The organism is Sphingomonas sp. QA11 (assembly GCF_028473665.1).
GTDB lineage: Bacteria > Pseudomonadota > Alphaproteobacteria > Sphingomonadales > Sphingomonadaceae > Sphingomonas > Sphingomonas phytovorans.
This window is the reverse complement of record NZ_CP098774.1, coordinates 4,480,328-4,500,969: the sequence shown is the minus strand read 5'-3', so window position 1 is coordinate 4,500,969 and position 20,642 is coordinate 4,480,328. Positions and strand designations below refer to the sequence as shown.

Sequence of the window (20,642 nt, the reverse complement as noted above, 5' to 3'; positions counted from 1 at the left end):
CCCGTTGCGGACCTTCAACAAGGGCCTATTCGACCGCAGAAAACCGACGTTCAGCCGAAAATGGGTCAGTCGAGCCGCATGGCCTCCGCCGCCAGCGATTCGGCCTCGATCAGCAGCGCGTCGTCGGCGAGGCCCATCGCGATCCGCTCTCGTCCGATGAGGGTCAGTACCGGTACGGCGAGAGGCGAGACCCGGGGCAGGTCGACATGCAGCATCGTCTCCGCCGCGCGGTCGAGCAGATCGGCCAGACGCCCGACATCGGTCATCTTGGCGCGCGCATCCGCCCAGGCGGCCTGGAGCAGCAAATGACCCGGTTCATAGCGGCGCAGCACGTCGTAGATCAGGTCGGTGGAAAAGGTGACCTGCCGTCCCGTCTTGCGCTTGCCGGGATGCTGGCGCTCGACCAGCCCGCCGATCACCGCGACCTCGCGAAAGGCCCGCTTGAGCAAGGCGGAGCTTTGCACCCAGTCGACGAACTCGTCTTCGAGGATGTCGGGTGACAGCAGAGTGGCGGGATCAGTGACGGGATCGAGCGAATAGCAGGCGATCGAATAGTCGCTGGCGACGAAGCCGAGCGGGCGATATCCCTGCGTCTCCATCCGCCGCGTCAGCAGCATGCCGAGCGACTGGTGCGCGTTCCAGCCTTCGAAGCTGTAGGCCACCATGAAATGCCGCCCCTCGTGCGGGAAGGTCTCGACCAGCAACTGGCCCGGGGTCGGCAGTTTCGACCGCCGCGACTGCACTTCGAGCCATTCGTGAACGTCAGCGGGAAAGCGCGGCCATTCAGCCGGGTCAGCCAGGAAACCGCGTACGCGATCGGCAAGGTTGGTCGAGATTGGCATGCGCGCGCCGCCATAGGTGGGGATTCTCGCGGGGCGGGCGGTCGCGCGGACGATCAGGTCCTCGGTATCGATCTTCTCCACTTCAAGGCTGGTGCCGGCGAAGAAGAAGGTGTCGCCCGGGCTCATCGAGGCGGCGAATGCCTCCTCCACCTTGCCCAATGTCCGCCCGTTCCGGAACCGCACCGTCAGCATCGTCGCCTCGACGATGATGCCTGCGTTCAGCCGATGCTGGGTGACGAAGCTTGGATGGCTTACCCGCCAGCTACCGTCCGGGTCCCGGGTCAGCCGCTTGAATTTCTCATAGGCCTTCAGCGCATAGCCGCCGTCGCGGATGAAGCCGAGCACCTGTTCGAACGTCTCCGTCTCCAGCGCCGAATAGGGCAGGGCAGAGCGGATCTCGTCGAGCATCTCCTCCTGCCGAAAGGGGGCTGCGCAGGCGCAGGCCATGACATGCTGGGCGAGCACGTCGAGCGCGCCGGTACGGAAGAGGTCGGGATCGAGCTCACCCGCCACGACCGCATCGAGCGCCGCTCGCGCCTCGAGATATTCGAAGCGGTTGCCCGGCACGATCACCGCCTCCGACGATTCGTCCAGCCGGTGGTTGGATCGTCCGATCCGTTGCAGCAGCCGGGACGATCCCTTGGGGGCGCCCATCTGGATCACGCAATCGACATCGCCCCAGTCGACACCGAGATCGAGGCTGGCGGTCGCGACCAGCCCGCGCAGCCTGCCCGCCGCCATTGCCGCCTCCACCTTGCGCCGCGCCTCAAGCGAGAGGCTGCCGTGATGGATGCCGATCGGCAGCTGCATCGCGTTCACCTTCCACAAATCCTGGAAGATCAGTTCGGCCAGGCTGCGGGTGTTGCAGAAGACGATTGAGGTCCTGTGAGTCTCGATCTCGGCCATGACTTGCTCGGCCGCATAGCGCCCCGAATGCCCGGCCCAGGGGACGCGGCCCTCGGGCAGCAGGATGGCGATGTTCGGATCGGCGCCCGGCTCGCCTCGCACCAGCGTCACCTGATCGATGTCGCCGTCAGGTGCGAGCCAGGCGCGATAGCCGTCGGGATCGGCGACCGTTGCTGACAGCGCGACCCGGCGCAGCCCGGGCGCGAGCCGCTGAAGCCGCGCCATGCACAACGACAGCAGGTCGCCGCGCTTGCCCGTCGCAAAGGCATGGACCTCGTCGACCACGATCGTCTTCAACCCCTCGAACATCAGGAGGCTGTCGGGATAGGACAAGAGCAGGCTGAGCGATTCCGGGGTGGTCAGCAATATCTGCGGTGGGCGGATGCGCTGGCGCGCCTTGCGGTCGCTGGGGGTATCGCCGGTGCGAGTCTCGATGCGGATGTCGAGCCCCATTTCCTCGACGGGCGTCAGCAGGTTGCGCTGCACGTCGACCGCCAGCGCCTTGAGCGGCGAGACGTAGAGCGTGTGCAGCCCCTCGGTCGGCGCCTCGATCAGCTCGGCCAGGGTCGGCAGGAACCCGGCCAGCGTCTTGCCCGCGCCGGTGGTGGCGACGAGCAGCCCGTGCCGGCCGGCGCGGCCTACATCGAGCATGTCGAGCTGATGCGACCGCGGCACCCAGCCGCGCGACGCGAACCAGTTGGCAAGCGGAGCGGGAAGGGAAGGGCTCAACACTGAGACTCAGCGGAAGGTCGATTCTGCGGGTGAACCCCAGTCATCACCCGCTCCGTCACCCCGGACTTGTTCCGGAAACCAAGCGGTCGGCGAAGGTGCGGAATAGTGGATGCCGGAACAGGTCCGGCAGGACGGAATGGGGGGAGCCGCCTGCACCCACTTCGCACGATCGACCCGGGCGGAGGGGGTTCAGGTAAATCAGGTAAAGAAGTGGAACTAGGCGGCATCCCATCCATATAGGCATCATGGCGAAACTCGGCGACTGGATCGATCCGCAACCGCACGGCATTCATGTAAAGCCCGCCGACGCGTGGATCGACCCGTCGTGCCCGTCGCCACGGGCGCTGGTCACGCACGGCCATGCGGATCATGCGCGGGGCGGGCACGACGCGGTCTGGGCGACGGCCGAGACCCTGGCGATCATGGAGGCACGCTACGGGCCCCAGGCCGGCCACCCGGTCGGCTATGGCGAGACGCTGCGCCTGGGCGGCGTCGATATCCGCTTCGTGCCCGCCGGCCATGTGCTCGGCTCGGCGCAGATCGTGCTTGAGCATCGCGGCGAGACCATCGTCGTCTCGGGCGACTACAAGCGCCGCCCCGACCCGACCTGTGCGCCGTTCGAACCGGTGCCATGCGATATCTTCGTCACCGAGGCGACCTTTGGCCTGCCCGTGTTCCGCCACCCGGAAACCGGCGACGAGATCGACAAGCTCACCGCCGCGCTCCACGCCAATCCGGATCGCTGCGTCCTGGTCGGCGCCTATGCGCTGGGCAAGGCGCAACGGGTGATCGCGGAACTGCGCGCGCGGGGTTTTGACGACCCGATCTACATTCACGGGGCGCTCCAGCGGCTATGCGATCTCTATGTCGCGCATGGGGTCGACCTTGGTGAGCTGCGCCCGGCGACGGGCGTGCCGAAGGCCGAGTTGAAGGGCCGGATCGTCCTGGCGCCGCCCGGTGCGCTCAACGATCGCTGGTCGCGGCGGCTGCCCGATCCGATCACGGCCATGGCATCGGGCTGGATGCGCGTCCGCCAGCGCGCCGTGCAGCGCAATGTCGAGCTGCCGCTGATCCTGTCGGACCATGCCGATTGGGACGAGCTGACCGATACCCTGACCGAAATCGCACCGAAGGAGGTGTGGGTGACGCATGGCCGGGAGGAGGCCCTGGTCCATTGGTGCATGACTCGCCAGATCAAGGCACGGGCGCTCGCCCTGATCGGCTATGAGGACGAGGACGACTGATCCGTCCGGTTGCGCGGCGGTGTTCAGGCGGCTGCCCGTCCCGGCGACGATGCTTCCCCCGCATCGGGGGAAAACAGCCAGGCCTCGGCGGAGAAATGATCGTCGAAACATCGGGCCGCACGATTCTCCAGGGCCCGCAGGAGCTGCGACCGGGCGAGGGTCGGCCCCGTCACGAACGCCAGCCGGCGCGACCGATAGTCAGGCGCTGACAGCATGTCGCGGAACGCGGCCACGATCTCCTGCGACTGGATCTTCATCTCCCTGACGTCGTTGATCGTCAGATGCTGATTCGGCCCGCACCGCAGGCTGGCATGCGCCGCCCGGCGCGCTTCGAGGAATCCCTCGATATCGTCCGGTGAAAAGAACCCCGACAGCTTGATCCGCACGAGATCGCGGGCCGGGTCGGCTTCAACATGGAAAGTCGCGCTCATTCCTCTCAACTACCGCGACTTGTTTGAAAAAAGCTGAACGCGGGGCCGCTCGTTCAGCCGGCCGGGCTGGCTTCGTACATCGAGATGCTCTCGCTGGCGGCGGCGAGGTCGCGGACCGCCGCGATGAAGGCGATCGAACCGGGCTGGATGAAATGCGTCCTGAGCGCCGCCATATCCTCCCAGCGCTCGAAGAAGAACAGCCGCAACGGATTCTCGCAATCGACCTGTACCGAATGGCTGATGCAGCCCGGCTCGGTGCGCGAGCGAAGGACATGATCGAGGCTCGCCTGGCGCAGCGCTTCGAATGTTTCGGGTCGTGCGGTCACGCTTCCCGTGACGATAATCATCAGCTGACCCCCTCAAGCGCCTTTTGCCGTCGCCGCTGCACCGAACTGCCGATGCCGAGTGCCTCGCGATACTTCGCGACGGTGCGCCGGGCGATGTCGAAGCCCTTGGCGTTGAGCAGTTCGACCAATGTGTCGTCGCTCAGGATCGCCTTGGGTTCCTCCGCCGCGATCAGCGCCCGGATCGCGCTCTTCACCGCCTGGGCCGACACCGCGTCGCCGCCGTCCGAGGACTGGATCGCCGAGGTGAAGAAATATTTCAGCTCATAGAGCCCGCGCGCGCAGCTCAGATATTTGTTGCTGGTCACGCGGCTGACGGTCGATTCGTGCATCTCGATCGCGTCGGCCACCTGCCGCAGCGTCATCGGCTTCAGCTGCGAGACGCCGTGGACGAAGAACGCCTCCTGCTGCTTCACGATCTCGGTCGCGACCTTGACGATGGTGCGCTGGCGCTGGTCGAGCGCCTTGACCAGCCAGTTGGCGCTGGCGAGGCATTCCGACAGCCAGGCCTTGCTCGCCTTGTCCTGGTGCCCGCCGGACAGCTCGACATAATAGCCGCGATTGACCAGCAGGCGGGGCAGGGTCGCTGCGTTGATCTCGATCGCCCAGCCGGTCTTGCGCCTGGCCACGAAGATGTCGGGCACCACCGCTTGCATCGCCTCGCCGCCATAACGGCAGCCGGGCTTGGGGTCGTAGTTGCGCAGCTCGCGAATCATGTCCGCCAGATCCTCGTCGTCGACGTCGCAGAGCCGCCTCAGCCGCGCCATGTCGCCGCGCGCGACGAGATCGAGATTGTCGATCAGCCGCGCCATGCACGGATCGTAACGGTCGGCTTCCCTCGCCTGCAGCGCGAGGCATTCCGACAAGGATCGCGCGCCGACTCCGGTCGGATCGAAGGTCTGGATGATGCCAAGCACATGCTCGACCCGGGCAAGCGCGACGCCGAGCCGGTTGGCGACCTCGAGCAGCGGCACGGTAAGGTATCCCGTCTCGTCGATCTGGTCGATCAGATGCGCGGCGATGAAGGCATCGGGGCCGTCGACCACGGGGCCGGCCTGCGCCAGCAGATGGTCGGCGAGACTCAGGCTGGTATCGGCGAAGCCGTCGAGATCGGGACCGTCCTCCCCCATCGCGCCACTGCTCGCGCCGTTCAGTCCGAGCGAACCGTCCATGCCGCCGCCGTCAGCGACGCTGTCATGGTGAAAGCTCTCCGCGGTGAAATCGACGTCGAGCGATGCTTCGCCCGTGCTGTCGCCGCCCATCAGCAGTTCGTCGGCAGTCGCCGGCTCGTCCCGGGGCTCGGGCGGCGCTTCCCGCTCGAGAGTTGGGCCGTCATCGTCGGGGGCGCCCGATTCGAGCAGGGGATTCTTCTCGATCTCCTCGGCGATGAAGCCCTCGACCTCAAGGTTCGACAGCGCGAGCAGGCGGATCGCCTGCTGCAACTGCGGTGTCATCACCAGCGATTGCGACTGGCGCAGATCGAGGCGCGGGGCGAGACTCATAGGACTAGAGCGAGAAGCCTTCGCCGAGATACAGCCGGCGGACATTGGCGTCGGCGACGAGTTCAGCGGGCGAGCCGGTGAACAGCACCCGTCCGTCATAGATGATGTACGCGCGGTCGACGATCTCGAGCGTCTCGCGCACATTGTGATCGGTGATCAGCACGCCGATACCGCGCTTCTGCAACTCGCAGATCAGGTCGCGGATATCGGCGATCGACAGCGGATCGATGCCGGCGAACGGCTCGTCGAGCAGCATTATCGACGGGTCGGCCGCCAGCGCGCGGGCGATCTCGGCGCGGCGGCGCTCGCCGCCCGACAGCGCCATCGCCGGCGCGTCGCGCAGCCGGGTCAGGCCGAATTCGTCGAGCAGCGTGTCGAGCCGCTTCTGGCGCGCGGCGGGATCGGGCTCGGCCAGCTCAAGCACGGTCAGGATGTTCTTCTCGACCGTCAGCCCGCGGAAGATCGAGGTCTCCTGCGGCAGATAGCCGAGGCCAAGGATGGCGCGGCGATACATGGGCAGGCCGGTGATATCGTCGCCGTCGAGCATGATCCGGCCCGAATCCGGCTTCACCAGGCCCATCACCGAATAGAAGCAGGTCGTCTTGCCCGCGCCGTTCGGTCCGAGCAGGCCGATCACCTCGCCCGGTCCGACCGAGACGGAGACATCGGAGAGCACGACGCGCTTGTCATAGGATTTGGCGATGGAGACGACTGACAGCCCCTTCATCACCGGCGCTTCGGTGATCGGTTCGACGTCGTCGAGGGTGGTCACATCGGTCATTCTGCGTCCCGTGCTCGCATCATATGGTTAGGAGGAGCTCGCCCCAACCGCGTTTGGCAGGCTTCATGCATGGCTGCGAGCGAAACCCTGCACCAGACGCGCCGGCAAGGAAAGGGCCCCGCGGCGAGCCCGACGAAAAAGACGGCCGATGGCGTCGGCTCAGGGGGTGGGCGTCTGGGGCGTCTGGGTTCGTTTCGGTACCGAGAAGGTGCCGGTGACGCGGCCACCGCGTGTCGTGGTGGTGGCGCCCGGCGCGCTCGCGCCACCGCTGACCGCCGATCCGTCGATCACCGCGCGCCCGGTATCGAGGTTGATCGTCAGGCGCGCGCCGTTGACGGTGTTGCCGCCCTGCAGCAGCGACACGGCACCCAGCATGGTGATGACCCGACGGTTGAGATCATAGACGGCGAACTGGCTGCGCGCTGTCTGCTGCGGTCGCGTGACGACGACGCTGCCTGCCGCGTCGAGCCGCGATACCTGGGGGGAGCCGTCGACCACCTGCCCGGTATAGGCGACCGTCATCCGCGCCGAGTTGAGCGTCATCTCGGCCTGGCGGACCGAGACGTTGCCCGTCAGGATCGCGCGATTCGCCTTGTCCTGCAGTTCGATATGATCGGCGCCGAAATCGATCGGCGCCGCTGAATCGTGGCGATTCTGCGCTGCCGCGCCCGAGGCGAGGAAGAAGGCGGCGAGCGCGAGCAGGCGGATCGAGTGAGCCATGGGCGCCTATCTCGTCCTTCGCGGCGTGATCCGCAAGCGTGCGTTGCCGTCGAGCCTGACGATATGGCTTTCGAGGTCGGCATTGAGGCGCGCCGCGCTGAACGTGCCCTGCGGCACCTTGCCGGTGGCAGCGCCGCCGCTCTGCAGCCGCCGTGTCTTCAGGTCGATCGTCGCGTCGCGCGTGTCGAGCTGATAGCCGTCGGTGGTGCTGAAGCGAAGCGGGCCGTCGACCATGACCTGCTGGTTGTCCATATTATAGCGGCCGCGATCGGCCACCAGCCGCGCCGGCCCGTCGCGAAGCCCGATCTCGGCCGAAAGCTGGTTGAGCTGCACGATCGGTTCGGCCGACGTCTTCTGCACCGCCGAGCCGGCGTTGAGCTGGAAGGGCTGGCCCTTGCCGTCCTCGCCGCGATAGGTCGCCGACTGGAGACGCAGCCGTTCCTTGGCCACGTCGACCTTGTTCTTGTCGAGCAGGAAGCTGACGTCGCCGCTGCCGGCGAGCGGCATCATCACCAGGAAAGCGGAGAGGACGCCGATCAGCAGCGGCAGGACGATGCGCAGGACGCCGATGACGCGGTCGTGGCTGCTGCCGGGCGCCGCCCAGATCTGCCGCGCCGAGCGGAAGCTGGCCGCGACGTCAGACATGCGCGAAGATGTCGACCTCCGGCCAGCCGGCCAGATCGAGATCGGCCCGCGAGGGCAGGAAATCGAAACAGGCCTTGGCGAGCGCGGCCCGGCCTTCGCGGGCCAGGCGACGGTCGAGTTCCTCGCGAAGCTTGTGGAGATAGCGCACGTCGGACGCCGCATAGTCCTTTTGCGCGTCGGAGAGAATCGGGCCGCCCCAGTCGGACGATTGCTGCGCCTTGGAGATATCCTGGCCGAGCAGCTCGCGGACCAGCTCCTTCAGGCCGTGCCGGTCGGTATAGGTGCGCACCAGCCGCGACGCGGTCTTGGTGCAATAGGCCGGGGCGGCGTCGACATGCAGATAATGCTTGATCGCCGCGAGATCGAAGCGCGCGAAATGATAGAGCTTCACCCGATCCGGGTCGGCGAGCAGGGCCCGCAGATTGGGGGCGGCATAGTCGCTGCCGGGGGAGAAGCGAACGAGATGCTCGTCCGGGCCGCCATCGGAAAGCTGGACGACGCACAGCCGGTCGCGCGGCGTGATCAATCCCATCGTCTCGGTGTCGACGGCAATGTCGGCGCCCGCCTCGAACAGGCCGGCGGGGATGTCTTCTTCGTGCAGATGAACGGTCATCCGGTCCGCCTAGCCGCGAACTGGCCCGCGCTCAATGCCCGCCGTCCGGAGCCTTTTTCCGCTCGCGCGCTTTTCGCGACCAGATGTTGAGCGATTCGACCCCGGCCGAGAACGCCATGGCGCTGTAGATATAGCCCTTGGGCACATGCACGCCGAAGCCGTCGGCGATCAGCACGGCGCCGATCATCAGGAGGAAGCCGAGCGCCAGCATCACCACCGTCGGGTTGCGCTCGATGAAATTGGCGAGCGGGTTCGCCGCGAACATCATCACGCCGACCGCGACGACCACCGCGATGATCATCACCGGCAGATCGTCGGTCATGCCGATCGCGGTCAGGATCGAATCGATCGAAAAGACCATGTCGAGCAGCAGGATCTGGATGATCGCCGCCCAGAAGCCCATCACCGCGCGGCCCTTCGTGTCGAGGGCCTCGCCCGATTCATGGGGGTCCATGCTGTGATGGATCTCCTTGGTCGCCTTCCACAGCAGGAAGAGGCCGCCGGCGATCAGGATCAGGTCGCGAATCGAGAAGGCCGTCTCGAAGCTGGGCACGCCATGCGAATCGAGACCGCCCCTCAGCCCCAGGTCGAACACGGGGACGGTCATGCTGGCGATCCACGCGATCGTGGACAGCAGCCCGAGGCGCAGAATCAGGGCCAGGCTGATGCCGACGCGCCGAACCTGGACCCGCTGGCCCTCGGGCAGCTTGTTCGACAGGATCGAGATGAAGATCAGATTGTCGATCCCGAGCACCACCTCCATCACGATCAGCGTGGCCAGCGCTGCCCATGTCGCGGGGTCGGAGAAGATGGAGAGAATGGACATATGTGTGGCTCTGCCGCCTCACCTGAGCCGACGCAAGCAAGCTGTGCCGCAATTAAGACGAATTTATTCGCAGCTTGACCGGATTTACGCTACACCGACTCGGTGGCGCGATAGGTTTGGCGTCCGAACAACCGCGCTTTCGTCCAGCGCGGGCGTGTTGATATGGCGATTTGGGCGAGGCCGGGAAGACGAACAGGGCATGAGTTTCGATAAAGGACGCCGCGGGGATCGCGGTGGGCGTGGCCGCGATAAGCGCGACGGTTTCGGCGGCGATGATTTCGGTGGCGGCGGCTTCGGCGGTGGCGATCGTTTCGGCGGCGGCGGTGATCGATTCGGTGGCGGTGGCGACCGTTTCGGCGGTGGCGGCGATCGATTTGGCGGCGGTGGCGGCGGCGGCGGTGGTTTCCGCAGCGGCGGCGGTGGCGGCTTCGGTGGTGGCGGCGGTGGCGGTGGCCGCGGCATGCCTCCCCAGGTTGTCGGCGAAGGCACCGGCGTGGTTAAATTCTTCAACGGTCAAAAGGGCTTCGGCTTCGTCGTCCGTGATGACGGCGGCGAGGATGTGTTCGTGCACATCTCAGCCGTCGAGCAGGCGGGCCTGACCGGTCTGGCCGAGGGGCAGCCGCTTGGCTTCACCCTGGTCGATCGTGGCGGCCGCATCTCGGCGACCGACCTCAAGATCGAGGGCGAGCCCCTCCCGGTCACCGATCGCGGTCCGCCGCGCGAGCGTGACGCGGCTGGTCCAGGCGGCCCGCGCGGTGGCGCGGGTGCCGGCGGTGCCGGCCCGCAGCGTCAGCTGACCGGTGAGAAGGCGACGGGCACCGTCAAGTTCTTCAACGCGATGAAGGGCTTCGGCTTCATTCAGCGCGACGACGGACAGCCTGATGCATTCGTGCACATCTCCGCGGTCGAACGCGGCGGCATGACCAGCCTCAATGAGGGCGACCGGCTCGAATTCGAGCTCGAGGTCGATCGGCGCGGCAAGTACGCGGCGGTGAACCTCACCTCTATCGCGTAAGGCCAGGCCACAAGCCTGTTCCCGAGGCGAGAAGATCAAGACCCGGCATGCTTTAGGGCATGTCGGGTTTTTCTTTGCTGCCGGCCCGAAGTCGAAGGCGCACAACGTCCGCTATGTAGTGCACGTTGAAGAGGCTGGCTCATGCGTCGTCTGTTTGTTGTCCTGCTGGCACTCGCGCTGACAGCCCCCGCCATGGCCGCCCCCGCGCCGCGCCTGGCGATCTCCAGCTTCGAGCAACTCGCGAAACCCCTGCCGCTTCCCTACGACGAACAGGCCAATGGGCAGGCGGTGGTCGCCGCCGCCAAGGCGCGCGCGAAGGCCCGTCACAAGCTGCTGCTGATCGATCTGGGTGGCAATTGGTGCCTCGATTGCAGGCTGCTCGCCGGGACGATGGACCTTCCCCAGCTCAGCAAATTCATTGCCGCCCATTATGAAGTGGCGATCGTCGATGTCGGCCGATTCGACAAGAATCTCGATATCCCGGCGCGGTACGGCATCAAGGGCCGCATGGAAGGCGTGCCGAGCGTGCTGATCGTCGATCCGCGCCATGACCGGCTGATCAACCAGGGTCGCACCGCGGCCCTGGCCGATGCGCGCAGCATGACGCCCCAGGCGCTCGCCGACTGGCTGGCGGGCTGGACGAAATGATCAGCCGGCAAGGATAAGGGCGGCACCGCCAAGGATCCCGAATACGCCGATGATCCGTCCGGCGGTCGCACGCTCCTTGAGGAACAGGATCGAGATCAGCAGGGCGGTGACCATGCCCGTCTCGCGGAGCGCCGCGAGCGGTGCGGTCGGGCCGAGCGAGAAGGCGGTGAGCGCGAGCCCATAGGTCAGGATCGACAGGATTCCGGCGATTGCGCCCGGACGCCATTGAGCCCGCGCGGCCGCGAACATCGCGCCGCGGGAAAGAAGGCCGAACATCGCGACCACCACCACGCCCATCTGGACGAAGACCCAGACGATATAGCTGGCGGCACTCGGCGCCGCGCGCACGCCGGTCGCATCGACCACGGTATAGCCGGCGATGCACAGCCCGGTGAGCAGCGACCATCCAAGCGCGGCGCGGCCGAGATGCCGGCCGGCGATCATCATGAACATCGCCGCCCCGATCAGTGCGATTCCGGCGATCTGGCCGGCCGTGGCGTGCTCGCCAAGAAGGCCGATGGTCACGCCGGCCGTGACCAGCGGCGCGGTGCCGCGCAGGACGGGATAGACCGCCGACAGATCGCCGGCCTTGTAGGCACGGACCAACGCATAAAGGTACAGGCCATGGATCAGCGCACTGGCCGCGAGATAAAACCAGGCGCCGTGCGGCAGCGGCACGAACAGGGTGGCGGGCAGCAGGATGAGCGCGCTCGTCCCGTCGGTGACGGCCCGACCCGCCGCCTTGTCGCGGCCGCCTTTCACGATCGCGTTGACCACTGCATGGATCGAGCCCGAGGCGATCATCATCAGCGCGGCTAGGGCGTAGGCAGGCATGGGAACGGCATGAAGGGCCCCATCGGACAGGGCAAGCGCCGGACTGTCGAAACTGGACCTCGGCGATCCGGCCCGGCCTCAGGTGATCAGCTTCCTCAATGCGGCCAGCGTGTCCGCCTCGGCCGCCGGCTTGTCGGTCCGGATTCGGGCGATACGGGGGAAGCGCATCGCGACGCCCGATTTATGACGCTTCGATTCGTGGATCGAATCGAACGCGATCTCGAGCACCAGGGTCTTCTCGACCTCGCGTACCGGGCCGAAGCGATTGAGCGTGTGGCCGCGCACGAAGCCGTCGAGCATCTTCAGTTCCTCGTCGGTGATGCCCGAATAGGCCTTGCCGACCGGCAGCAGCTCGCCTTCGTCGGTCCAGCAGCCAAAGGTATAGTCGGAATAGAAAGAGGAGCGGCGGCCGTTGCCGCGCTGGGCGTACATCATCACGCAATCGGCGGTCAGCGGATCGCGTTTCCATTTGTACCAGAGGCCAACCCGCCGGCCGGTGACATAGGGCGAATCGCGACGCTTGAGCATCACGCCCTCGATCGAGGCATCGCGCGCGCCGGCGCGGATGCCTTCAAGCTCGGTGAAATCGGCTGCGTCGATCACCTCGCTGACATCGAAGCGGTTGGGGTCGAGCTGCCGTGCAAAGGCCTCAAGCCGCGGGCGCCGACCCGACCAGGGGAGTTCGCGCAGATCCTCGGTCTCCTCGAACAATATGTCGTAGAGCCGGACGAAGGCAGGGTAGTCGGCCAGCATCTTCGCCGAGACGATCTTCCGCCCAAGCCGCTGCTGGAGCGCGTTGAAGCTCGCGGCGCCCCCGCCTTCCTCCAGCGTCCCGCCCTGGAAGGTCCCCTTCACCATCAATTCGCCGTCGAGCACGCCGGGGATGGTGAAATCGCGTGCGACGTCGGGAAAGCTGCCGGTGATATCGTCCCCGGCGCGGCTGTAGAGCCGGGTCTCGCCGCCGACATGGACGATCTGGACCCGGATGCCGTCCCATTTCCACTCGGCCGCATAATCGTCGAGGCTGACGCGCAGATCAGCGAGTGGATGGGCGAGCATGAACGGGCGGAAGACCGGCACGTCCGCGGCGGTCGGCTGCCGGCCGCGCCCCTCGGCCCAGGCGAACAATGCGGCATAGGGCGGCGCGATGCCGTGCCACACTTCCTCAACCGCCTCGACGTCGAGGTCGAATGCCTGGGCAAGCGCCGTCTTGGCCAGTCGCGCCGAAACGCCGATGCGCAATGCCCCCGTCGCCATCTTGAGCAGGGCGAAGCGTTCGTCGGCGTCGAGCCGGTCGAGCATGCCGGCAAGCGCCGCCGGGGCGTCGGATCGCGACAGCGAGCCCAGCCGCTCGACGACCCGCGCGACCGTGAGCGGTTCGCCATCGGCCGGCGGCGTTTCCGGGGCGGGCCAGAGCAGGGCGACGGTTTCCGCGCTGTCGCCGACATAGTCGCGGCTCATGCGGAACAGCACGGGATCGACCCGTTCCTCGATCAGCGCCCGGATCATCGCTGGCTTGACCGCCGGCAGATCGAGATCGCCGGTCAGCGCGGCCATCGCCCAGCCGCGATCCGGGTCGGGCGCGGCAAGCAGATAGTCTGCGATCAGCTTCAGCTTCGCATTGCGGGACCGGGTGTAGATCAGCCGGTCGAGAAGGTCGGCAAAGGCACGCATCACGACTGAACATGGCGCTGCCGCCCGGGTTCCGCCAGCGCGATCGCGCGGCTATGCGGAAACGATGCGCTTCCTTCTCTCGCTTCTCGCCGCCCTGATCGTCGCGTTGGGCGGGGTGCTCCTGCTGGCCTTTCTCAGCGCCCGTGCCGACCCGATCGTCCGCCGCGCCGATGTAACGCTGCCCGGTTGGCCGGCGGGCGCTGCGCCGGTGCGGGTCGTGCTGGTCAGCGACGTGCATATCGGCAGTGCCGCGATGACGCAGGACCGGCTTGCCCGAATCGTCGGCCAGATCAATGCGCTGTCTCCCGACCTTGTCGTACTCGCCGGAGATTTCGTCTTCGGGCATGATCCGGCCCCGGCGGCGGCAATGGCGGAAGCGCTGGTCGCGCCCCTGTCCGGCCTGACGGCGCGGCTGGGGGTCGTCGCGACGCTCGGCAATCACGATCACTGGACTCAGCCGTCGCTGATCCGTCGCGCGCTCGAGCGGGCTCACGTCACCGTGCTGGAGAATCAGGCGGTGGTGCGCGGCCCCCTGGCGATCGGCGGCGTGGGCGATCTGTTCAGCCACCATGCGAACCTGCGCGCGACAATGGTTGCGGTGGAGGCTCTGCCGGGCGCTCGTATGATGGTCACTCATTCGCCCGATCTGGCGTCGAGCCTGCCGCCCGATCTCACCTTGCTGCTGGCCGGCCATACGCATTGCGGGCAGGTCGTGCTGCCGTTCCTGGGTCCGGTGAGCGAGGTCGCGCAGCCACGCTATCGATGCGGCATGGTGCGCGAGGGCAGCAGGACGACGGTCGTGACGGGCGGCCTCGGTGCCAGCGGCGCCCCCTTTCGCCTGGGCGCGCCGCCGGACCTGTGGCTTCTCACCCTGGGTCCGGCGGGCCAGATGTCTAGTCGATCGCGTTCCTGATGCCCTTGCCTGCGAGCAGGCCGAGCACCAGCAACACGACAAAGGCCGCGATCGCGATGAAGAACAGCAGCTTGGCGATACCGATAAAGGCGCCGCCAAGGCCGCCGAACCCGAGCAGCGCGAGTACCAGTCCGACGACGAGGAAGATGATGGCCCAGCGAATCATGTCACTCTCCTGAGATATGGGAGTTGAACGATATGCCGGGCCGGCTTGTTCCGCGAATCAGCCCTTGCGGCTTGCTTCGAACAGGAACCAGGCACGCTCCTCGGCCTGGTCGGTCCATTCGTCGAGAATGCCGCTCGTCGCATTGTCCTTGGCGTCGTCGACGATGTCTTTCGCTTCGCGCAGGCTCTCGACCAGTTTCAGATTGTCGTCGCGCAACTCGGCCAGCATGTCGGCGGCGGAGACGAAGGGCGCGTCATTGTCCTTGATGGTCTGATGGCGCGAGACGTCGCCGATGGAGCGCAGCGTGGTATTGCCGGTCTTGCGCACGCGCTCGGCGATCGCGTCGGTCGTCGCGAAAATCTGCGCGGCCTGTGCGTCGAGCATCAGGTGGTAATCATGGAAATGCGGGCCGGAGACGTGCCAGTGAAAATTCTTGGTCTTGAAATAGATCGCGAACGAATCGGCGAGGATGCCGTTCAGCGCCTGGGCGACCGTCTTCGCTGCGTTGGTCTTGATGTCGGTGGGGGTCTTCAACGGTGCGGCTGGATCGGCCATGGTGCAAGTCCTCGGGTTGGTTTCGTTGCGATAACGGTTCGATAGCGCAAAGGCTCCGTCATCGCTTCGGGATTTGTCCCGATCACCGCAATCGAGCCGCTAGATAAGACGCAGCGCCGAGAATCCCAGGATCGCGCCGACGACCAGGAACAGGATGCCGATCGTGATTCGGATCGCCGCCAGCGGCAGCTTCCCGCGCGCTTCCTCGCCGGTGAGGATCGCGGCCACATTGACGACGATCGCCCCGATCGTCGCCCCGACCGCTGCCAGGGCCGGTGTCGGGCTGCGTGCGGCAAGCGCCGCGGTGATGAACTGGGTCCGGTCGCCGAACCCCAGGATCGCGACGCCGACCAGGCTGGTCAGGAAGGCGCCGATCCGCCAGCCCGACAGGCGGTCGGGCGGCTTGATCGGGAACAACGCCGATCCGCCGGCGAGGATCAGCGCGAGCGCCAGCAGCAATGTCTGGGCGTTGGGCACCATGCGCGGGCCGATGATCGCGCCGCCGATCGCGCCGATCGCGTTGATGATCGCCAGGGCGATGGCAGTGCCGGCGATCACCGCGCCGGGCCGGGCGAATCGCGTCGACAGGATGGCGGTCAGCCAGGGGGTCCGGTCGCTCGCCTGCGCGAGGATCGCCGCGACGAAAGCGGCCATCAGCGCATCCATCGGCCGATTCTAGCTTTGGAGCCGCACGGAGCAGGCAGCGGCGAAGGTCTCGCAGGCAGCGCGGTCGTGCCGGTCGCACCCGACCGCGTCGCCGAGAATCGAAAGCCAGCCCTGGAGCAGCGCGCCGCGCTCGCCGCGCGCCAGGGCGGATTCGAGTGCCTGTGTCACGGCGACCGCTGGAAACAGGCCGTGGCGATGGGCGATTCGCCGGATCGAATCGATCTCCATGGCGATGTCGCCGATGCGTTGTCCGCCCGCTCGCGCGCCGATCAAGCCGATTCGCGCCGCCAGTTCGGACTGTATCCGATCGATCGAGACCTGTGCCTTTGCCATGTTCTCATCTCCCGCCTGCGCGAGAAAGCTGCGCCCTCCACGGTAAACAGCGCGTTAACTGGCCTCTCAGGGTTGACATAAGGGCGACTCTTCGCCATCGGGCAGCGCTTGAGAGCGGCGGCTTGTTCGCCGCTTTTGCTTTTTCAGCATACAGGATTTCAGGTCATGGCAAAGCCGACCACCGTCAAGATCAAGCTGCTCAGCTCGGCAGACACCGGCTTCTTCTACGTCACGAAGAAGAACCCGCGCACGAAGACCGAGAAGCTCAGCTTCAAGAAGTATGATCCCGTCGTGCGCAAGCATGTCGAGTTCAAGGAAACCAAGATCAAGTGATCTTGCCGGCGGCGTAAGCCGCCGAACGGTCATCCCGGCACGGGCCGGGATCCTGAGCCGCGAGGGGTGCCTTCGCGGCTTTTTCCGTGCGTGGCTTACAGAAGCGCCGCCACGGCATCGACGAAGCGGACCAGCGAGATCGGCTTGGACACATAGGCATCGGCCCCCGCCGCGCGGATGCGCTCCTCGTCCTCGCGCCCGGCATAGGCGGTCACCGCCATGATCGGGATCGCCCGCAAGGCTAGGTCGGCCTTCAATTGGCCGATCAGCTCGAAACCGCTGACATGAGGCAGCTGGATATCCATCACGATCAGGTCGGGCATGAAATCCCGGGCGCGGGCCACCGCCTCGCGCCCGTCGCGGACCGGTTCGGCGGCATATTCGTGCGCGCGGAGCAGGTCGCAGAAAAGCTTCAGGTTGAGTTCGTTGTCCTCGACAACGAGCACCTTCTTTGCCACGTCCACGCATTCCCCACTGTTCCGGATCGCTGATAGGCAATGCGCGCGCCAGAGACAAATCACGATGCCGCCGCGCTTGCGCTGCAAGCGCTCGTCTGGACGCTTGGCGAACCGGCACGGGCTGAGCGGCTGCTGGACACGACCGGGCTCGACCCGGCCGAACTGCGCGCCCGGGCGGCCGATCCGGCCGTGCTGGCGGCGGCGCTCATTTTTCTCGAAGCCTATGAGCCCGACCTTGTCGCCTGCGCCGCTGACCTCCAGGTGAAGCCCGAAGCGATCGTCGCGGCACGACATGTCCTGGAGTCCGAATGAAGCCCCTGCTGATCTGCGACTGCGACGAAGTCCTGCTCCACATGGTCCGTCATTTCGGCGTGTGGCTGGGCGAGACCCACGATATCGACTTCACCCCCAATGGCGCCGATTTCGCGACGAGCATGAAGCGTCGCGACGGCACGCCCGCGCCGAGCCGCGAGGAGATGTGGGGGATGCTGGATCAGTTCTTCCCCGCCGAGATGGACCGGCAGACATTGGTGCCGCACGCCCGCGAGGCGCTGGCGGCGCTGGCCGGAACCGCCGACATCGTGATTCTCACCAATCTGGGCGAAACCTGCCGGCAGCCGCGGATCGAACAGCTGGCGAAGTTCGGGATCGAGCACCGGGTCGAATGCAACCAGGGCGGCAAGGGCGGCCCGGTGGCGCGGCTGGTCGCCGAACATGGCGACCCCGTCACGGTCTTCGTCGATGATCTGGGCGTGCATCACGAATCGGTCGCGAAGCACGCGCCGCAGGTCCACCGGCTGCACATGGTGTCGGAACCGGCGCTGGCGCCCAACGTACCCAGGGCGCTCGCGGCGCATGCGCGGATCGATGACTGGCGCGAGGCCGAAGCCTGGATCGCGGCGCGATTCGCCGCGGGGCTGCCGGCCGCCTAGACACCCTGTCCGGCTGCGCTTGTCGCGGGCCCGTCTTTCCTTCATCCGACACCGGAACGAAGCCCAGCACGAACGGAAGCCCTGCTCATGACCGACCGAATCGACCGCAAGCTTGCGCAACTCGGCCTTGCCCTTCCCGCGCCCGCAGCCCCCATCGCCTCCTATGTGCCGGCGGTCGAATCGGACGGCGTGCTCTATGTCTCGGGCCAGCTTCCCTTCAGGGATGGTGGGGTGATGACCGGGCGGCTCGGCGAGGATGTCGATCTGGCCTTCGGACAGGAGGCGGCGCAGCGTTGCGCGCTGATGATCGTCGCGCAGGTGAAGGCGGCGCTGGGCGGTCTGCACCGGGTCGAACGGATCCTGAAGCTCGGCGTGTTCGTCAGTTCCGCCGGTGATTTTACCGATCAGGCGAAGGTTGCGAACGGGGCGTCGGACCTGATGTTCGAGCTGTTCGGCGAAGCCGGTCGCCATGCCCGTAGCGCGGTGGGCGTGCCCGTGCTCCCGCTCGGTGCCGCCGTGGAGATCGATGCGATCATCCAGATCGCCTCTGCCTGAGGCGATATCGTGCGGCCGGCTTGCCCGCCGTCACCGACCTGATTTCTCCGCGGCGACGATCGTGCATCCGAGAAGGGTGCCTCCGAAGATCGTCTCAACCCGGTCGCCCGCCGCGACGCGGTGAACACCGGTGATGGCGCCGGTCGAGATCCACTGGCCCGGCATCAGTGGCATGCCGCGTCTGGCGGCGTGTCCGGCGATGAAGCGTACCGCGCCCCAAGGCCCATCGAGCATCGTCGCCGTGGTGCCGGTGCCGGTCGGCATGCCGTTGATCGAGAGGGAGACCGGCACGGAATCGAGGTCGGTCGTGTCCCAGTCGGGCAGGTCGGGGCCGACCAGCAGGCCGTAGTTATTGCCGAAATCCGATGCGGTCACGGCGGCGCCCAGATCGTTGATCGCCGTCAGCGGCGAACTTGCGATCTCGATGCCGATGGCCACCCGGTCGGCCAGCGCGCGCGCTTCGGCGAACGACCATTCATCTTTGCCGGGCTCGGCCGCAGCGCCGATGCGGACAAGGAATTCAGCTTCCGCGGCGGCGAACCCGGCGGTGATGACGGGCATCCTGGCCGGTGCGCCGGCCGGTGCCTCGACGATCTGATCGGTGAAGATCGGTCCCGCCAGGCGGTTCGCGCGCCAATGGGCATCGGCGGGCGGGTTGATGCGGCCGATCTTCCAGCCGCCCACCCTTCCCCCGCGCAGCGCGATAGCATGAGTCTGGATCGCATAGGCCTCGTCCAGCGACTGCGGCACGGCGCCGGGATAGGCGGCGAGCGCGTGGGCGTTCCGACGCGCCATCACGAAACGCTCGGCGATTGACCGCCAGCGCGCCGTCCGCATGCCGGATTCAGCGTCTGGTCCCTCTTTACCCATATCGGTCTTCTCGTGTTGCATGGTTCAGAAGAGGGCGATCCACCGGGCCGGCCCACGCTGGCTTTGTGCCGCCAGCACCGTAGCCAGGTCGACGAAACGCGGGTCGAGCAGGCTGGCGATCTTGAAGGTGTCGAGCGCATTGTCCGGCTGCCAGGCGTGCGGGGCGTATTCAGCCTGACCGGCAGCCGCCCGGTCGCGATCGAACTGGATTTTCGATTTGGCGAATTCGATATGCGTCCGCGCACCGCGGGCGAATTCGGCAAGCCAGTCGAGCGAGCGCGGCAGGCTGGCGCCGCCCGGCGCGCTCCAGTCGTACCAGTCCTCGCCATGGACCTTCGCGGCGAGCGCGGCCATCATCAGCGGATCGAGATTATAGGTGACATAATGGAGCGCATCGCGCTCCTCGAAGTCGAAGGTCGAGCCGTCGGGCCGCAGATTGACCGCGATCTGCCTGCGATATGCGGCCCGCGCCCGCTCGATCAACGCCCGCTCGCCGGTCCGGAACGCGGCCATCGTTGCCAGCTTGACCCGGTGGCTCTGCCAGTTGGTATTGGCATGGCCGGGATTGCCATCCATCGCATCGAGATAACCGGTCGCCATCCGGCGCCAGAACCGGTCGATCCGGGCCTGCGTTCCGGCCGGCAGATCCGCCTCGGTCAGGTCGCTGGCCATCGCCATCAGGTCGAATCCGGTCTCGTCGATCGGATTGAACGACAGCTGATAGACACGCGCCCAGGCATCGAGATAGCGGCCGGCCTGGTCGAGGAACGCGCGGTCTCCGGTCAATCGCCATGCCATTGCCAGGTCGAGCACGATCGCCTGGTCGCGTTTGGCGATGAGGCTGATCTCGCGGATGCCCTTGCCCGGCAAGGTGCCCTCGGTATGCAGCTTCGGGATGGCGCCGGGCGGGCGGGTCAGTGCCGCGCGTGCCCGGGCGATCGTCGTCCTGGCAGCCTCGCTGTCGGCCCTACCCGCCGCGAAGCCCGGGCCGAGCAGCGCAAAGTCCGGCGCCGGCACAGGCTGGGGTGCCGGCTGGGCCAGCACGATCGTGGGTGCGAGCAGGATCGGGAGCATTGGCATATTATCCTTGGCGCGGACGATTGC

Annotated in this window: 26 protein-coding genes; 8 read left to right on the top strand and 18 right to left on the bottom strand. The window is 66.7% G+C overall.

The features are described 5' to 3' along the window. Positions 1–65: 65 nt before the first annotated feature. Positions 66–2,399 (bottom strand): ligase-associated DNA damage response DEXH box helicase, encoded by a 2,334-nt coding sequence (locus tag NDN01_RS20680; protein ID WP_443025260.1) that lies wholly within the window; start codon positions 2,397–2,399, stop codon positions 66–68. A gap of 326 nt (positions 2,400–2,725) precedes the next feature. Between NDN01_RS20680 and NDN01_RS20675 the strand changes: the two genes are divergently transcribed. Next, positions 2,726–3,724, top strand: coding sequence for a ligase-associated DNA damage response exonuclease (locus NDN01_RS20675; protein ID WP_272623725.1), 999 nt, complete (start codon positions 2,726–2,728; stop codon positions 3,722–3,724). 23 nt (positions 3,725–3,747) lie between these two features. Here the strand turns inward: NDN01_RS20675 and NDN01_RS20670 are convergent, their stop codons facing one another. The 8 genes from NDN01_RS20670 to NDN01_RS20635 form a co-directional block, all read right to left on the bottom strand. Beyond that, positions 3,748–4,155, bottom strand: coding sequence for an STAS/SEC14 domain-containing protein (locus NDN01_RS20670; RefSeq protein WP_272623724.1), 408 nt, complete (start codon positions 4,153–4,155; stop codon positions 3,748–3,750). A gap of 53 nt (positions 4,156–4,208) precedes the next feature. Then, on the bottom strand, positions 4,209–4,502 hold the full coding sequence (locus NDN01_RS20665) for a putative quinol monooxygenase (RefSeq protein ID WP_272623723.1): 294 nt from the start codon (positions 4,500–4,502) through the stop codon (positions 4,209–4,211). Then, complete coding sequence (rpoN, locus tag NDN01_RS20660) at positions 4,502–6,001, bottom strand: RNA polymerase factor sigma-54 (protein WP_272623722.1); 1,500 nt, start codon at positions 5,999–6,001, stop codon at positions 4,502–4,504. Before rpoN ends, NDN01_RS20665 begins: the two co-directional genes overlap by 1 nt. Positions 6,002–6,005: 4 nt before the next feature. Beyond that, the gene (lptB, locus tag NDN01_RS20655; protein WP_272623721.1) at positions 6,006–6,782 is read right to left on the bottom strand and encodes an LPS export ABC transporter ATP-binding protein; all 777 of its coding nucleotides are present in this window, start codon (positions 6,780–6,782) and stop codon (positions 6,006–6,008) included. Between the two features lie 159 nt (positions 6,783–6,941). Then, positions 6,942–7,502: an LptA/OstA family protein gene (locus tag NDN01_RS20650; RefSeq protein ID WP_272623720.1), complete on the bottom strand. Its 561-nt coding sequence runs from the start codon at positions 7,500–7,502 to the stop codon at positions 6,942–6,944. Positions 7,503–7,508: 6 nt separating this feature from the next. Next, on the bottom strand, positions 7,509–8,147 hold the full coding sequence (gene lptC, locus NDN01_RS20645; RefSeq protein WP_272623719.1) for an LPS export ABC transporter periplasmic protein LptC: 639 nt from the start codon (positions 8,145–8,147) through the stop codon (positions 7,509–7,511). Further along, positions 8,140–8,760 carry a ribonuclease D gene (locus NDN01_RS20640; RefSeq protein ID WP_272623718.1) on the bottom strand — a complete coding sequence of 207 codons (621 nt, stop codon included), beginning with the start codon at positions 8,758–8,760 and terminating at the stop codon, positions 8,140–8,142. Before NDN01_RS20640 ends, lptC begins: the two co-directional genes overlap by 8 nt. A 31-nt stretch (positions 8,761–8,791) precedes the next feature. Beyond that, on the bottom strand, positions 8,792–9,586 hold the full coding sequence (locus tag NDN01_RS20635) for a TerC family protein (RefSeq protein WP_272623717.1): 795 nt from the start codon (positions 9,584–9,586) through the stop codon (positions 8,792–8,794). A 199-nt stretch (positions 9,587–9,785) separates the two neighbouring features. On the opposite strand from NDN01_RS20635, the gene NDN01_RS20630 reads away from it, so the two are divergent. Both NDN01_RS20630 and NDN01_RS20625 read left to right on the top strand, forming a co-directional pair. Further along, the gene (locus NDN01_RS20630) at positions 9,786–10,601 is read left to right on the top strand and encodes a cold-shock protein (RefSeq protein ID WP_272623716.1); all 816 of its coding nucleotides are present in this window, start codon (positions 9,786–9,788) and stop codon (positions 10,599–10,601) included. A gap of 141 nt (positions 10,602–10,742) precedes the next feature. Beyond that, a complete protein-coding gene (locus NDN01_RS20625; RefSeq protein WP_272623715.1) occupies positions 10,743–11,249 on the top strand; it encodes a thioredoxin family protein in 507 nt (168 codons plus the stop codon). Here NDN01_RS20625 and NDN01_RS20620 read toward each other — a convergent pair whose 3' ends face one another. Then, positions 11,250–12,083, bottom strand: coding sequence for a DMT family transporter (locus tag NDN01_RS20620; protein WP_272623714.1), 834 nt, complete (start codon positions 12,081–12,083; stop codon positions 11,250–11,252). A gap of 78 nt (positions 12,084–12,161) precedes the next feature. Next, positions 12,162–13,757 carry a cisplatin damage response ATP-dependent DNA ligase gene (locus tag NDN01_RS20615; protein ID WP_272628330.1) on the bottom strand — a complete coding sequence of 532 codons (1,596 nt, stop codon included), beginning with the start codon at positions 13,755–13,757 and terminating at the stop codon, positions 12,162–12,164. Between the two features lie 64 nt (positions 13,758–13,821). Here NDN01_RS20615 and NDN01_RS20610 point away from each other — a divergent pair, with 64 nt between their 5' ends. Next, positions 13,822–14,670, top strand: coding sequence for a metallophosphoesterase (locus NDN01_RS20610; RefSeq protein WP_272623713.1), 849 nt, complete (start codon positions 13,822–13,824; stop codon positions 14,668–14,670). Here the strand turns inward: NDN01_RS20610 and NDN01_RS20605 are convergent. The 4 genes from NDN01_RS20605 to NDN01_RS20590 all read right to left on the bottom strand — a co-directional run bounded on the left by NDN01_RS20605 (position 14,651) and on the right by NDN01_RS20590 (position 16,390). Beyond that, the gene (locus tag NDN01_RS20605; protein WP_272623712.1) at positions 14,651–14,836 is read right to left on the bottom strand and encodes a DUF1328 family protein; all 186 of its coding nucleotides are present in this window, start codon (positions 14,834–14,836) and stop codon (positions 14,651–14,653) included. The two genes, NDN01_RS20610 and NDN01_RS20605, sit on opposite strands and share 20 nt — an antisense overlap. Before the next feature lie 57 nt (positions 14,837–14,893). Then, positions 14,894–15,391, bottom strand: coding sequence for a Dps family protein (locus tag NDN01_RS20600; RefSeq protein WP_272623711.1), 498 nt, complete (start codon positions 15,389–15,391; stop codon positions 14,894–14,896). A 99-nt stretch (positions 15,392–15,490) separates the two neighbouring features. Further along, positions 15,491–16,045 carry a TMEM165/GDT1 family protein gene (locus NDN01_RS20595; protein WP_272623710.1) on the bottom strand — a complete coding sequence of 185 codons (555 nt, stop codon included), beginning with the start codon at positions 16,043–16,045 and terminating at the stop codon, positions 15,491–15,493. Positions 16,046–16,066: 21 nt separating this feature from the next. Next, a complete protein-coding gene (locus NDN01_RS20590) occupies positions 16,067–16,390 on the bottom strand; it encodes a hypothetical protein (protein WP_272623709.1) in 324 nt (107 codons plus the stop codon). A 165-nt stretch (positions 16,391–16,555) separates the two neighbouring features. Here NDN01_RS20590 and rpmG point away from each other — a divergent pair, with 165 nt between their 5' ends. Beyond that, a complete protein-coding gene (gene rpmG, locus NDN01_RS20585; RefSeq protein ID WP_034157855.1) occupies positions 16,556–16,723 on the top strand; it encodes a 50S ribosomal protein L33 in 168 nt (55 codons plus the stop codon). A 95-nt stretch (positions 16,724–16,818) separates the two neighbouring features. Here the strand turns inward: rpmG and NDN01_RS20580 are convergent, their stop codons facing one another. Further along, a complete protein-coding gene (locus NDN01_RS20580) occupies positions 16,819–17,181 on the bottom strand; it encodes a response regulator (RefSeq protein WP_272623708.1) in 363 nt (120 codons plus the stop codon). 39 nt (positions 17,182–17,220) lie between these two features. On the opposite strand from NDN01_RS20580, the gene NDN01_RS20575 reads away from it, so the two are divergent. The 3 genes from NDN01_RS20575 to NDN01_RS20565 all read left to right on the top strand — a co-directional run bounded on the left by NDN01_RS20575 (position 17,221) and on the right by NDN01_RS20565 (position 18,668). Then, positions 17,221–17,493: a DUF3572 family protein gene (locus NDN01_RS20575; RefSeq protein ID WP_272623707.1), complete on the top strand. Its 273-nt coding sequence runs from the start codon at positions 17,221–17,223 to the stop codon at positions 17,491–17,493. Further along, positions 17,490–18,113, top strand: a complete 624-nt coding sequence (locus tag NDN01_RS20570) for an HAD family hydrolase (RefSeq protein ID WP_272623706.1) — start codon at positions 17,490–17,492, stop codon at positions 18,111–18,113. Before NDN01_RS20575 ends, NDN01_RS20570 begins: the two co-directional genes overlap by 4 nt. Positions 18,114–18,200: 87 nt before the next feature. Beyond that, positions 18,201–18,668 (top strand): RidA family protein, encoded by a 468-nt coding sequence (locus tag NDN01_RS20565; RefSeq protein WP_272623705.1) that lies wholly within the window; start codon positions 18,201–18,203, stop codon positions 18,666–18,668. Between the two features lie 30 nt (positions 18,669–18,698). On the opposite strand, the gene NDN01_RS20560 is transcribed toward NDN01_RS20565, so the two are convergent. Further along, positions 18,699–19,538 carry a 2-keto-4-pentenoate hydratase gene (locus tag NDN01_RS20560; RefSeq protein ID WP_272623704.1) on the bottom strand — a complete coding sequence of 280 codons (840 nt, stop codon included), beginning with the start codon at positions 19,536–19,538 and terminating at the stop codon, positions 18,699–18,701. Between the two features lie 24 nt (positions 19,539–19,562). After that, positions 19,563–20,618: an alginate lyase family protein gene (locus NDN01_RS20555; protein WP_272623703.1), complete on the bottom strand. Its 1,056-nt coding sequence runs from the start codon at positions 20,616–20,618 to the stop codon at positions 19,563–19,565. Positions 20,619–20,642 lie beyond the last annotated feature (24 nt).